General features: G+C 54.1%; 11 protein-coding genes. 8 read left to right on the top strand and 3 right to left on the bottom strand.

The window, feature by feature from the left end:
• The first annotated feature begins 1 nt into the window (after window position 1).
• The 4 genes from AC4LF3_RS14585 to lpxC all read left to right on the top strand — a co-directional run bounded on the left by AC4LF3_RS14585 (window position 2) and on the right by lpxC (window position 4,381).
• A complete protein-coding gene (locus tag AC4LF3_RS14585) occupies window positions 2-862 on the top strand; it encodes a cell division protein FtsQ/DivIB (RefSeq protein ID WP_010795313.1) in 861 nt (286 codons plus the stop codon).
• Window positions 863-886: 24 nt separating this feature from the next.
• Window positions 887-2,134: a cell division protein FtsA gene (ftsA, locus tag AC4LF3_RS14580; protein WP_010795312.1), complete on the top strand. Its 1,248-nt coding sequence runs from the start codon at window positions 887-889 to the stop codon at window positions 2,132-2,134.
• A gap of 53 nt (window positions 2,135-2,187) precedes the next feature.
• Entirely contained in the window at window positions 2,188-3,360 is a 1,173-nt protein-coding gene (gene ftsZ / locus AC4LF3_RS14575) for a cell division protein FtsZ (RefSeq protein WP_010795311.1), read from the top strand.
• Window positions 3,361-3,469: 109 nt separating this feature from the next.
• Window positions 3,470-4,381 carry a UDP-3-O-acyl-N-acetylglucosamine deacetylase gene (gene lpxC, locus AC4LF3_RS14570; RefSeq protein WP_010795310.1) on the top strand — a complete coding sequence of 304 codons (912 nt, stop codon included), beginning with the start codon at window positions 3,470-3,472 and terminating at the stop codon, window positions 4,379-4,381.
• Between the two features lie 39 nt (window positions 4,382-4,420).
• Here the strand turns inward: lpxC and AC4LF3_RS14565 are convergent, their stop codons facing one another.
• Window positions 4,421-4,885 carry a DciA family protein gene (locus tag AC4LF3_RS14565; protein ID WP_010795309.1) on the bottom strand — a complete coding sequence of 155 codons (465 nt, stop codon included), beginning with the start codon at window positions 4,883-4,885 and terminating at the stop codon, window positions 4,421-4,423.
• Window positions 4,886-5,090: 205 nt separating this feature from the next.
• Here AC4LF3_RS14565 and secA point away from each other — a divergent pair, with 205 nt between their 5' ends.
• The 4 genes from secA (at window position 5,091) to AC4LF3_RS14545 (ending at window position 10,811) form a co-directional block, all read left to right on the top strand.
• Window positions 5,091-7,832 (top strand): preprotein translocase subunit SecA, encoded by a 2,742-nt coding sequence (gene secA, locus AC4LF3_RS14560; RefSeq protein WP_491835577.1) that lies wholly within the window; start codon window positions 5,091-5,093, stop codon window positions 7,830-7,832.
• 90 nt (window positions 7,833-7,922) lie between these two features.
• Window positions 7,923-9,140 carry a bifunctional glutamate N-acetyltransferase/amino-acid acetyltransferase ArgJ gene (gene argJ / locus AC4LF3_RS14555; RefSeq protein WP_447109036.1) on the top strand — a complete coding sequence of 406 codons (1,218 nt, stop codon included), beginning with the start codon at window positions 7,923-7,925 and terminating at the stop codon, window positions 9,138-9,140.
• Between the two features lie 91 nt (window positions 9,141-9,231).
• Complete coding sequence (locus AC4LF3_RS14550) at window positions 9,232-9,870, top strand: glutathione S-transferase family protein (protein WP_491835574.1); 639 nt, start codon at window positions 9,232-9,234, stop codon at window positions 9,868-9,870.
• On the top strand, window positions 9,867-10,811 hold the full coding sequence (locus tag AC4LF3_RS14545; protein ID WP_491835572.1) for a Nudix family hydrolase: 945 nt from the start codon (window positions 9,867-9,869) through the stop codon (window positions 10,809-10,811). The genes AC4LF3_RS14550 and AC4LF3_RS14545 overlap by 4 nt, the downstream gene beginning before the upstream one ends.
• Window positions 10,812-10,850: 39 nt before the next feature.
• Here the strand turns inward: AC4LF3_RS14545 and AC4LF3_RS14540 are convergent, their stop codons facing one another.
• Complete coding sequence (locus tag AC4LF3_RS14540; protein ID WP_197870955.1) at window positions 10,851-11,906, bottom strand: ion transporter; 1,056 nt, start codon at window positions 11,904-11,906, stop codon at window positions 10,851-10,853.
• Window positions 11,896-12,486: a cob(I)yrinic acid a,c-diamide adenosyltransferase gene (locus AC4LF3_RS14535; protein WP_491835570.1), complete on the bottom strand. Its 591-nt coding sequence runs from the start codon at window positions 12,484-12,486 to the stop codon at window positions 11,896-11,898. Before AC4LF3_RS14535 ends, AC4LF3_RS14540 begins: the two co-directional genes overlap by 11 nt.
• Between the last annotated feature and the right edge of the window lie 10 nt (window positions 12,487-12,496).

The raw sequence follows: 12,496 nt of genomic DNA, 5'->3' as shown, positions 1-12,496 counted from the left end.
CATGGTCACGACACTTCGTCATACACAACCTGGATTGGGTCGCACGCCACTTCGTGGCAAGGTACCACCGCGTGGTGCAAGCCGCCTGGTGGAAAAGGAGCCTGTCTCGGCTCGGCTGCCAAAGCCCAGCTTCAATCTCTTTAAGCGTGTGGCCTGGCCACTTCTGCTGGTAGGGCTTGGCTTCGGCACATATGAGCTGTCTCAACAGCTGCTGCCTTATGCGGATCGTCCAATCACGAAGGTGAATGTCGAAGGTGACCTGAGCTACATCAGCCGAGAGGCTGTGCAGCAACGTATCGCGCCCTATGCTGACGGGACATTCTTCTCAATCGATCTGGCCAATATGCGTCAGGCACTTGAGCAGATGCCCTGGATTGCCCATGCAGAGGTTCGCCGTGTTTGGCCGGATGAAGTCGCCATCCATCTTGAGGAGCAGCTCCCTGTTGCGCGCTGGGGGGACGAAGCCCTGCTGAATAACCAGGGCGAGGCCTTTGCACCTAAGGATCTGGCACATTACGACAACCTGCCACGCCTCTATGGGCCGCAACGTGCGCAGCAGCAGGTAATGCAGCAGTATCAATTGTTCAGTCAGATGCTGCGTCCACTTGGATTCACGGTTACGCGGCTGGAAATGCATGATCGGGGGAGTTGGTTCCTGACTACGGGTCAGGGCGTTGAATTGATTTTTGGTCGTGATGACCTCGTGGACAAGATGCGGCGCTTCGTCAAGATGTATGACCAAGTACTCAAGGATCAGATGGCCAATATTGCTCGCATCGACTTGCGTTATCCAAACGGGCTGGCGGTGGCGTGGCGTGAGCCGGTAGCTCCCACAACTGTAGCGTCAGCCCGTGCCGAATAAAGAATTGAGGAGAATTCAATAAACATGGCGAACGTGCAGAGCGGCAAGATGATCGTCGGACTGGACATCGGAACCTCAAAGGTTGTGGCCTTGGTGGGTGAGGTGTCTTCCGATGGTCAGGTCGAGATTGTGGGCATCGGCACGCATCCTTCCCGCGGTTTGAAAAAAGGCGTAGTGGTCAATATCGAATCCACGGTCCAGTCGATTCAGCGCGCAGTAGAAGAGGCCCAGCTCATGGCGGGCTGCCGTATTCATTCGGCATTTGTAGGCATTGCAGGCAACCATATCCGTAGCCTGAATTCCCACGGTATCGTGGCTATTCGTGATCGGGAGGTCAGCCCTGCTGATATCGATCGTGTTCTTGACGCAGCTCAAGCTGTGGCGATACCAGCTGATCAACGGGTCTTGCACACTTTGGCTCAAGACTATGTCATCGACAACCAGGAAGGTGTACGTGAGCCGCTTGGTATGTCCGGTGTTCGTCTGGAGGCTAAAGTCCACGTAGTGACCTGTGCCGTAAATGCTGCCCAAAATATCGAGAAATGTGTTCGTCGTTGCGGACTGGAGGTCGACGACATCATTCTTGAGCAACTGGCTTCTGCATATTCCGTTCTGACGGATGATGAGAAGGAGCTGGGCGTATGCCTGGTGGATATTGGTGGCGGAACGACTGATATAGCCATTTTTACAGAGGGCGCCATTCGTCATACGGCGGTTATTCCCATTGCAGGCGATCAGGTCACAAATGACATCGCCATGGCTTTGCGAACGCCTACACAATATGCGGAAGAGATCAAGATTCGGTATGCTTGTGCTCTGGCAAAGCTGGCGGGGGCTGGGGAGACCATCAAGGTGCCCAGTGTGGGAGAAAGGCCGCCTCGCGAACTTTCGCGTCAGGCATTGGCTGAGGTAGTAGAGCCGCGTTACGATGAGCTCTTCACGCTTGTTCAGGCAGAGTTGCGCCGCAGCGGATATGAAGACTTGATTCCGGCAGGGATCGTATTAACCGGCGGTACTGCAAAGATGGAAGGGGCAGTTGAACTTGCCGAGGAGATTTTCCATATGCCGGTGCGTCTTGGTGTACCGCAGACGGTCAAGGGGCTGACCGATGTTGTACGTAACCCAATTTATTCAACAGGTGTAGGCCTGTTGCTCTATGGGTTGCAGAAGCAATCCGACAATGTGCCGGTTGTCACCGGCGGATACAGCAGTGACGAACCCAAGAATTCAGTCCTGGAGCGTATAAAGCGCTGGGTCCAGGGCAATTTGTAATCTAATTCAATCGCGGCAGCAGTAGGCGAAAACCGAGAGGAAGAGAGGGGATTATGTTCGAGCTCGTAGACAATATTCCACAGAGCGCAGTCATTAAGGTCATCGGTGTAGGTGGTGGTGGCGGTAACGCCGTTAACCACATGGTGAAGAGCGGCGTGGAAGGCGTCGAATTCATCTGTGCCAACACGGATGCCCAGGCGCTAAAAAATGTGAGCTCTCGTACAGTGCTGCAACTTGGCCCAGGGGTAACGAAGGGCTTGGGCGCAGGTACGAACCCTGAGATTGGCCGTCAGGCAGCCATGGAAGATCGCGAGCGTATCGCGGAAGTTCTGGAAGGCGCCGATATGGTTTTCATCACTACCGGTATGGGTGGTGGTACAGGTACGGGTGCCGCCCCGATTATTGCTGAAGTTGCCAAGGAGATGGGTATCCTCACCGTCGCCGTGGTAACTCGCCCGTTCCCCTTTGAAGGTCGCAAGCGCATGCAGGTGGCTGATGAGGGTATTCGCTCCCTTTCCGAATGCGTCGACTCTCTCATTACCATCCCCAATGAGAAACTGCTGACCATTCTCGGCAAGGATGCCAGTCTGCTGGCCGCTTTCGCCAAGGCTGACGATGTATTGGCTGGCGCAGTTCGTGGTATCTCGGACATCATGCAGCGTCCTGGCTTGATGAACGTTGACTTTGCTGACGTCAAGACGGTTATGGGTGAGATGGGCATGGCCATGATGGGAACTGGTCATGCCAGCGGCCCGAACCGTGCACGTGAAGCGACTGAGGCCGCTATCCGTAATCCACTTCTGGAAGACGTCAACCTGCATGGGGCTCGCGGTATTCTGGTCAACATCACTGCAGGTCTGGATCTATCCCTGGGTGAGTACGCTGCAGTGGGCGAAATCATTGAAGACTTCGCTTCTGAGCATGCAACCGTCAAGGTCGGTGCAGTAATCGACCCGGAAATGCGCGATGAACTCCACGTTACCGTGGTTGCTACCGGTTTAGGCGCCCGTCTTGAAAAGCCGGTCAAGGTGGTCGATAACTCTACTCAGCAGGCTAACGTTGCGCCGCGTCAGGAGCATGCTGCCGTCAACTATCGTGATCTGGATCGCCCGACCGTCATGCGTAGTCAGAACCATACAAGCTCTGCTGCTGCAGCCAAGATGAATCCAAACGATGACCTGGATTATCTTGATATTCCGGCGTTCCTGCGTCGTCAGGCTGATTGAATAGATTAATCGATGCAATCTGTGTGATTGGTGGGAATTAATGGGTCGTTCTGTTATGATCGACCCATTATTGACAACTATTCGCGATCAGCGATGAACGGCAACTGTCATGATTAGACAACGCACATTAAAGAACACTATTCGCGCTACAGGCGTTGGCCTGCATTCGGGGGAGAAGGTATATCTCACTCTGAAGCCAGCGCCCGTAGACACCGGAATCGTGTTTCGCCGCATTGATCTGGACCCGGTCGTGGAAATCCGCGCCTGGGCTGAGTATGTAGGCGAAACCACGATGTCGACCAATCTCATTCAGGGTGGTGTCAAGGTCGGCACTGTGGAGCATTTGTTGTCTGCACTGGCAGGTCTGGGCATCGACAATGCGTATGTAGAACTGTCCGCCGCTGAAGTTCCAATTATGGATGGAAGCGCCGGTCCGTTCGTGTTCTTGATCCAGTCCGCTGGCATCGAAGAACAGGAATCTGCAAAGCAGTTCATTCGTATCAAGCGTGAAGTCAGCGTCGTAGACGGTGATAAGCGTGCGACGTTTGTACCGTTTGACGGGTTCAAGGTCAGCTTTGAGATCGATTTCGACCATCCAGTGGTCAGCGGTCGTACTCAGAAGGCTTCCGTAGATTTTTCCAGCACCTCCTTCCTCAAGGAAGTCAGCCGGGCTCGTACCTTTGGCTTTATGCGGGATCTGGAATTCCTGCGCTCTCATAACTTGGCTCTGGGCGGAAGCGTTGAAAACGCTATCGTTGTTGATGAGCACGGTGTACTCAACGAAGACGGTCTTCGTTATGAGGATGAGTTTGTAAAGCACAAGATACTAGACGCCATTGGCGATCTTTATCTGCTAGGCAAAAGCTTGATTGGCGAGTACCGGGGCTATAAGTCCGGGCATGCCATGAACAACCGCTTGCTACGTGCATTAATTGCTCAGCCTGATGCGTGGGAAGTTGTAACGTTCGAAGGCTCTAGCGATGCTCCTATTTCTTACATGCGGCCAGCTGCTGCGGTGTAAGGAACGCGTGTTAAAAAAGCCACCTTTAAGGTGGCTTTTTTATTCTTCTGTCTTTTTCGGCTGCGCTCTACTGGCCAGTCGCTCAAGCGCGGCGCGCAGTGAAGGGTCTGAGATACCTTCAGCCGTGGATAGCAGGCTTTCTGCAGCGACATTGGAAAGCTCGCGTCGCGGGCCTGGCTTTCGATTTGGATCAGGGTTGGGTTTGACCTTGAACAGTATCTTTTGAAGAGCTGTAAATTCTGAAGACTGCTGAAGCTGTCGAAGCAAGCGGCGCTGTTGGTAACGCAAACGTGTAGCCCAATGTCCATCCGTAATAATGAGCAGAAGACACCCGTCCTGCCAGGTTGCGACTTTACAGTGCTCGCGTGCTGCAGGTTGTAGCTGTGCATCGACTAGGCGTTGTAGGCGTTCGAGACGCTCTGCCTGATACAGTAGTGGTTTCAAGGGTTTGGCCTGCCGAAGCAAGGTGGCAGGCGCTACGGCAACAATAGGACGAAAAACCATGTGTGCGCACTCCAGACAGGGGTTGGCATGTTAACAGATGAACCTCATGAGTCGGATAAACCTATTCAGAAATCCGACCTTTGAGTGATGTCAACCTTTTCTCGTCGGCGTTTCCGAGTAGAATGCCCCATTGTCTTTTTGACGGCGCGGGCGATGGCACCGATCCGCCGCCCCCCATTTCTCCGAGTGGAAGACCCAAGTCGATATGTTTGCGCCTTTGTTAAAGAAACTCTTTGGAAGTAAAAACGAGCGAGAAGTAAAGCGCATGAGCAAGGCCGTACAGGCCGTTAATGCGTTGGAACAGCAGATTATTGGGTTGTCTGACGAGCAATTGCGTGCCAAGACGTTCGAGTTCAAAGAGCGTTTGGCTAAAGGCGAGACACTGGACGATATCCTGCCTGAAGCCTTTGCCGTAACTCGCGAAGCGGGCAAGCGCGTAATGGGTATGCGCCATTTCGACGTCCAGCTCATCGGCGGTATGACGCTTCACGAGGGCAAAATTGCCGAGATGCGTACCGGTGAAGGTAAGACATTGGTAGGAACGCTGCCGGTATATTTGAATGCCTTGTCTGGTAAAGGCGTCCACGTAGTCACCGTGAACGACTATCTGGCTCGCCGTGACGCGAACTGGATGCGCCCGCTGTATGAATTTCTAGGGCTGACGGTAGGCATTGTCATGCCTTTCCAGCCGCCGGAGGAAAAGCGTGCGGCTTACGCAGCGGATATCACCTACGGTACCAACAATGAATTCGGCTTTGATTATCTGCGCGATAACATGGCGTTCAGTATCGAGGAGAAATATCAGCGTGAGCTGAATTTTGCCGTTGTCGACGAAGTAGACTCCATTCTTATCGACGAGGCGCGTACGCCACTGATTATTTCTGGTCAGGCGGAAGACAGCTCACAACTGTACATCCAGATCAATAAGCTCATTCCTCGTCTTCAGCAGCACGTTGAGGCTGTGGAGGGAGAGGAGGAGAAGGAAGGCCATTACACCATTGACGAAAAAACACGTCAGGTGGAAATAACCGAGCAGGGGCACCAGTTCATTGAGGAACTGCTTACCCAGGCGGGTCTGCTGGCTGAAGGTGAAAGCCTGTACTCAGCGCATAATCTTTCTCTTCTCACTCACGTCTACGCAGCGCTTCGTGCACACAAGCTGTTCCACCGTAACGTGGAATATATTGTTCAGGACAACCAGGTCCTGCTCATTGATGAGCATACCGGCCGCACGATGCCCGGACGTCGTCTGTCCGAGGGCCTGCATCAGGCGATCGAAGCGAAAGAAGCTCTGCCTATCCAGGCTGAAAGCCAGACATTGGCTTCTACTACCTTCCAGAACTATTTCCGGCTGTATAACAAGCTGGCTGGCATGACCGGTACGGCGGACACCGAGGCGTTTGAATTCCGTCAGATCTATGGTCTGGACGTTATTGTGATTCCAACCCACAGACCGCTGGCACGTAAGGATTTCAACGACTTGGTGTATCTGACCCAGGAAGAGAAATATGCGGCGATTATCGTTGACGTCAAGCAATGCCAGGAGTCAGGTCGTCCGGTACTGGTAGGTACCGCGTCGATTGAAAGCTCCGAATACCTGTCTCATCTGTTGCAAAAGGAAGGTATTGAGCACAAGGTATTGAACGCCAAATACCACGATCGTGAGGCTGAGATCATTGCTCAGGCGGGGCGTCCCGGTATGGTAACGATTGCTACCAACATGGCTGGCCGTGGTACAGACATCCTCTTGGGGGGTAATTGGGAAGCTGAAGTTGCAGCCCTTGAGAATCCTACTGAAGAACAGATTGCTCAGATAAAGGCCGAGTGGCAGAAGCGTCATCAGCAGGTCATCGAGTCGGGTGGCCTGCATGTGATTGCCTCTGAACGCCACGAATCACGCCGTATCGATAACCAGCTGCGTGGTCGTGCAGGCCGTCAGGGTGACCCGGGCTCCAGCCGTTTCTACCTGTCCCTTGAAGATAACCTGATGCGTATCTTCGCGTCTGATCGCGTGAAGAATTTCATGAAGGCGTTGGGCATGGAAGCAGGCGAGGCCATCGAGCACCGCATGGTAACCAATGCCATCGAGAAAGCTCAGCGCAAAGTGGAAGGTCGGAACTTCGATATTCGTAAGCAGCTGCTCGAATATGATGATGTCGCCAATGAACAGCGTAAGGTGATCTATCACATGCGTAACACCCTGCTGGAATCGCAGGATGTGGGTGAGACGATCAACGAGTTCCGCCGTGATGCGTTGGCGCAAACATTCAGCGCTCATATTCCACCGCAATCCTTGCCTGAGCAGTGGGATGTGCCAGGGCTTGAAGAAGCGATCTATAACGACTTCGGACTCAAGCTACCGATTCAGCAGTGGCTGGATGAAGACGACAAGCTGTACGAGGAAACACTTCGCGAGAAAATTCTCGAAACGCTGGTGGCGGCCTATCATGAGAAGGAAGAGATGGCAGGTGCCGAGGCTCTGCGCAGCTTCGAGAAGCAGATGCTGCTGCGTGTCATGGACGATCTGTGGAAAGATCACCTGACTACAATGGACCATCTGCGTCACGGTATTCACCTGCGTGGCTATGCGCAAAAGAACCCGAAACAAGAGTACAAGCGCGAGTCCTTCAACCTGTTCCAGGAACTTCTGGAAAGCGTCAAGCGTGACACGATTCGTGTGCTCTCTCACGTTCAGGTTCGTCGTGAAGACGCTGCCGAAGAAGAGGCGCGCATGCGTCATGAGGCCGAGGAGCTGGCCAAACGTATGCAGTTCCAGCATGCCGAAGCGCCTTCCATTGCGCAGCCTGAGGTACAGGTACCGGAAGAGGGCGAAGACACGGTCGTACCCCTTGAGCCTGCACGCAACGAGCAGAAAATAGGCCGTAACGAGCCTTGCCCGTGCGGATCCGGTAAAAAGTACAAGCATTGCCACGGCAAGCTGGACTAATGCCCGGCTGACGTGCACACGTTATGACCCTATCGCCGCGACCGGCTCAGCCGCTCGCGGCGTTTCATTGTTAGCTACAGGAGAAACCTCATGGCTGTTGGTCTCGGCCCGTTGTCTACGTTACATCCTGTTCCAGGATTCGAGCTTGGTATTGCATCTGCCGGCATCAAGCGTCCTGGACGCAAGGATGTGGTTGTAATGCGTTGTGAAGAGGGTGCGCGGGTCGCTGGGGTTTTTACGACCAATGCATTTTGTGCCGCTCCGGTTGTTTTGGCGCGTAAACGATTTGCAGGTGATGTGCGTTATCTGCTGACCAACACAGGTAACGCCAATGCAGGTACCGGCGAGCCTGGAATGGCCGCTGCGGAGCGTACCTGTCAAGCGCTTGCCAATTTGACCGGGGTGGAAGCCTCAGCCATTCTGCCGTTTTCAACAGGCGTGATTGGTGAGCCGTTACCTGTCGAGAAGATCGAAGCTGCCCTGCCTGCAGCGCTGGCTGATCTTAAGGCAGACAATTGGGCCCAAGCGGCCAGCGGTATCATGACGACTGATACCCTGCCCAAGGGGGCGAGCCGGCAGTTTACCTTTGACGGGCAAACCGTCACCGTGACGGGCATCAGCAAGGGCGCCGGGATGATTCGTCCCAACATGGCTACCATGCTGGGCTACATTGCGACGGATGCAAAGGTGGCTCAACCCGTTCTGCAGGATTTGTTGCGTGACGCTTCCAATAAATCCTTCAATCGCATCACCATCGATGGCGATACCTCCACCAATGATTGCTGCATGCTGATCGCTACCGGCAAGTCATTGCTCCCCGAGATTGATAGAGCCGAAGGCGAACTGTTCGCACAACTCAAACGAGCGATTTTCGAGGTGTCCATGGAGCTTGCCCAGGCCATCGTTCGAGACGGCGAGGGTGCAACCAAGTTTGTAACGGTGGAAGTCAACGGCGGCAAGAATCATCAGGAATGCCTGGACGTAGCCTATGCTGTGGCACATTCCCCACTGATCAAGACAGCATTGTTTGCCTCTGACCCCAATTGGGGACGCATTCTGGCTGCAGTTGGCCGGGCAGGCGTTCCGGAGTTGGATGTCAGCCTGATCGATGTTTTCCTTGGTGATGTCTGTATTGCTCAAAAAGGCGGTCGCGCCGCGACCTATACCGAGGCGCAAGGCGCTGAAGTCATGAGCAAAGAGGAAATTGGCATTCGTATTGAATTGGGTCGTGGACATTGCAGTGAGACGATCTGGACAACGGATCTGTCCCATGAATACGTGAAGATCAACGCGGAATACCGCACCTGACGCGAAACATTCCCGATTTATTGAGGAATCGTTTCATAACGCGCCTCTCTTGTGCTCCTATAGATGCATGATTGTGGATAAGGAGAGGCGCGTGTCTCTTACCCTGGTTATCGGTAACAAAAATTACTCGTCTTGGTCGCTGAGAGCCTGGCTGGTCATGGAGCTGTCCGGTGCTACCTATGACGAGCTCCAAATTCCGCTCTACACACCAGACAGCCGTGCGTGGCTTAGGCAGCACTCTCCTACCGGTAAGGTGCCTGTCCTGAAAACCCCGGAAGGGGTCATCTGGGATTCTCTGGCAATTGCCGAGTATATGGCCGAAAACTACTCGCAAGCAGGACTGTGGCCGTCTGACGCTGCCGCGCGGGCAATGGCCCGTTCATTGTGTGCTGAAATGCACAGCGGTTTTTCAGCATTGCGTAATCACCTGCCCATGGACCTGAAGCGCCGCCAACGGCTCGCGACAATACCTGCCGAAGCTGAAAATGACATCAAGCGTATCTGTTCCTTATGGGCAGAGTGCCGTGAGCGTTTTGGTGCAGAGGGGCCGTTCCTGTTTGGTCGTGCCAGTATTGCTGACGCTTTTTATGCCCCTGTCGCTACACGCCTGAGAAGTTATTCTGTGCCTCTTGCATCCGATGCTGATGGATATGTAGATGCCATTTACGCATGGCCTGCATTCCAACGCTGGTATGAGGAGGCATTGAAAGAGAAAGAGGTTATTTCATGAGTCGAGTTCACGTCGCAGCAGCGGTTATTCGCAATCCTCAAGGTGAAATCCTGATAGCAAAGCGATCAAAGGAGCAGCACCAGGGTGGTTTGTGGGAGTTTCCAGGTGGAAAGGTCGAGCCTGGCGAGGATGTTCAGGTCGCCCTGGCTCGTGAGCTGAGCGAAGAGTTAGGCATTCAGGTAGAGACCTGCTGTCCATTGATCCAGGTTTGCCATGACTATACGGATAAGTCGGTTCTACTCGACGTATGGGAGGTCACTTCATTTGCAGGGGAGGCCAAAGGACTCGAAGGCCAACCGTTGGCTTGGGTACGGCCACGTGACTTGCCCAACTATGAATTTCCTGAGGCAAACATTCCTATCGTCAAGGCTGCCCGGCTACCACGCACCTATCTGATCACGCCAGGGGATCTTGAACCGAAGGCGTTGCTTAATGGGCTTGCCAGAGCATTGGATGCAGGTATCGAGCTGGTTCAGCTGCGCACGCCTGCCTCATTCGATCCTCAATACCGTGACCTTGCAGTGGATGCGCAAGGACTCTGTGCTGGCCGTGCTCAGCTCATGCTCAAGGGGCCATTGGAATGGTTGGGTGACTTTCCGGCTGCCGGATGGCATATAACCAGCCAGCAGCTGCGCCGTTACGCTGACAATGGGCGACCTTTTCCTGAGCACCGTTGGCTGGCAGCGTCTTGTCATAATGCTGAGGAGCTTGAGCTTGCCAGGCAGATGGGAGTGGACTTCGTAACGCTTTCTCCTGTTCAACCTACCGAGTCTCACCCAGGAGCGCCGACGCTGGGATGGGAAGCCGCGGAAGCGCTTTTGAAGGCATTTAACCATCCTGCATATCTGCTAGGCGGCCTAGGGCCGGCTGACTTGTCCCGTGCCTGGGCGTCGGGTGCCCAGGGGGTAGCGGGTATCCGCGCTTTTTGGCCTGCGGAGTGAACGTTGAGTTCCGGTGCTGATACGGTCACCGGAATCTATCTAACGAGGCCTGTCTGGCCCCGTTAGCTGAGAGGCGTCAGCCAGCGGGGTGGGCAGCAGTAGTTCACCCAGCTCGCTAGCTCGGCGAGCAATAACCTTTTGCTTGAATACTTCAAGAATTTCGACCAGTACTTCATCAAGATCCGTTTGTCCTCGAGGCAGACTTTCATCGAAGCTACGATCAGCAATACGGCTGGCCAACGCCTTAAAGTCTCTTGACTGCAGACCAACAACCGCCTCACGGATCAGGCGATTGACGATATCGGCAAGCGTATTGTCGAGAGACTTGGCGAGGCGATCGCCCATGGGAAGTCGCTTCAGGGATTTGATGTCCTCGTTTTCGGCTACTGCCGAGCTGATCAATTCGCTGACATAGCGATGCAGCGTAGCCTGGTTATGAGCATAGCTTTCATTGATCATGCGTTGTAATCGCGAGGCGACCGCATCTATCAACTGCTGTTTGCGTGGTCGAATGACATCGTCGATAACGCGGCTGGAAAAGTCGTCCTGCGTACGAAGCTCTTCCTGTATCTCGCCGAAGATTTTAATCATGACGCGATCGGAGATTTCCTCCATCAAGAGCTGATAGTAGTGATTAAGAAACTCGTAGAGGCGCCAATGACGAATGTCGATGAGGCCCAGCCGTTGCAGACGAATAAGCAGGGAGGCGACGCGCAAGGCTCTCAGGAGGCGGAAGCCACTCAGCGGAATGCAACCTAGAACGTCATACCAGTGAATAAAAGGGTAGTACCACCACTTGCCATGACACCGCTCTGCAATGGCAATCGCCCAGCTCAGCAGTACATCCAGAATGAAAAATGCAACAAAGCAGAGATCGATTGTCTGGAAGTGTGCATGCACATAATGAGCATACCAGCCATGTGCAGTGGGGCTGGCCAGCTCAACCAGACGATTCAACGGGCCAATTGAATAAAGGCTATCAAACAGAATCAACGCCAGATTGGCGCATACCAATACGAGAATGAATCCATCCCAGGCGGCATGGAGTCCTTCGCGGCGACGTGTCGGTGGAATGGCGGTGGGATCAGCCATCATGATGTCCCGCTTTCTGAGCCGGCTTCCACAAGTGCTCGGCAATACCCTGACGCCTACCAATGATACGTGCGACAACAAACAGCAAGTCCGAAAGGCGGTTGAGATAAGCCATCCCTACACCTTCGAGCGGCTCGCTTAGGTTTAACGTCTGGCAACGCCGCTCGGCACGTCGAGCGATGCTGCGTGCGGTATGAGCCAACGCAACGGCGCGTGAACCGCCGGGCAGGATGAAGTTATCGAGAGGCCCCAGCTCTTCATTCCAGGTATCGATCGCCTGCTCCAGTCGTTCGATCTCATCGTAGTCCAGCGCGCGATAATCTGGCATGGCCAACTCACCACCCAGATCGAACAGGCGATGCTGGCAGGGCGTCAGGACGTCAATGACGGAGACAAGCTCGGGGATGTGAGCCTGCTGATCCTCCAGCTCTGCAAGCAGAACGCCTAGCATGCTATTGAGTTCGTCCACATCACCAATGGCCTCGATACGAGGATGATCCTTGCGGACGCGGCTGCCGTCTGCCAGACCTGTTTCGCCTGTGTCACCGGTTCGGGTGTAGATTTTTGACAGGCGATAGCCCATGTACAAGCTC

The organism is Pseudomonas sp. C2.3V (genome assembly GCF_058536325.1).
Note: the sequence above shows the minus strand (reverse complement) of the source record. Positions and strands in the feature narration are given on the sequence as shown.

Coding starts and splice junctions, on each gene's coding strand:
- lpxC (WP_010795310.1), top strand. CDS start 3,470: ATGATTAGACAACGCACATTAAAGAACACTATTCGCGCTACAGGCGTT.
- ftsZ (WP_010795311.1), top strand. CDS start 2,188: ATGTTCGAGCTCGTAGACAATATTCCACAGAGCGCAGTCATTAAGGTC.
- AC4LF3_RS14565 (WP_010795309.1), bottom strand. CDS start 4,885: ATGGTTTTTCGTCCTATTGTTGCCGTAGCGCCTGCCACCTTGCTTCGG.
- ftsA (WP_010795312.1), top strand. CDS start 887: ATGGCGAACGTGCAGAGCGGCAAGATGATCGTCGGACTGGACATCGGA.
- argJ (WP_447109036.1), top strand. CDS start 7,923: ATGGCTGTTGGTCTCGGCCCGTTGTCTACGTTACATCCTGTTCCAGGA.
- secA (WP_491835577.1), top strand. CDS start 5,091: ATGTTTGCGCCTTTGTTAAAGAAACTCTTTGGAAGTAAAAACGAGCGA.
- AC4LF3_RS14535 (WP_491835570.1), bottom strand. CDS start 12,486: ATGGGCTATCGCCTGTCAAAAATCTACACCCGAACCGGTGACACAGGC.
- AC4LF3_RS14545 (WP_491835572.1), top strand. CDS start 9,867: ATGAGTCGAGTTCACGTCGCAGCAGCGGTTATTCGCAATCCTCAAGGT.
- AC4LF3_RS14585 (WP_010795313.1), top strand. CDS start 2: ATGGTCACGACACTTCGTCATACACAACCTGGATTGGGTCGCACGCCA.
- AC4LF3_RS14540 (WP_197870955.1), bottom strand. CDS start 11,906: ATGATGGCTGATCCCACCGCCATTCCACCGACACGTCGCCGCGAAGGA.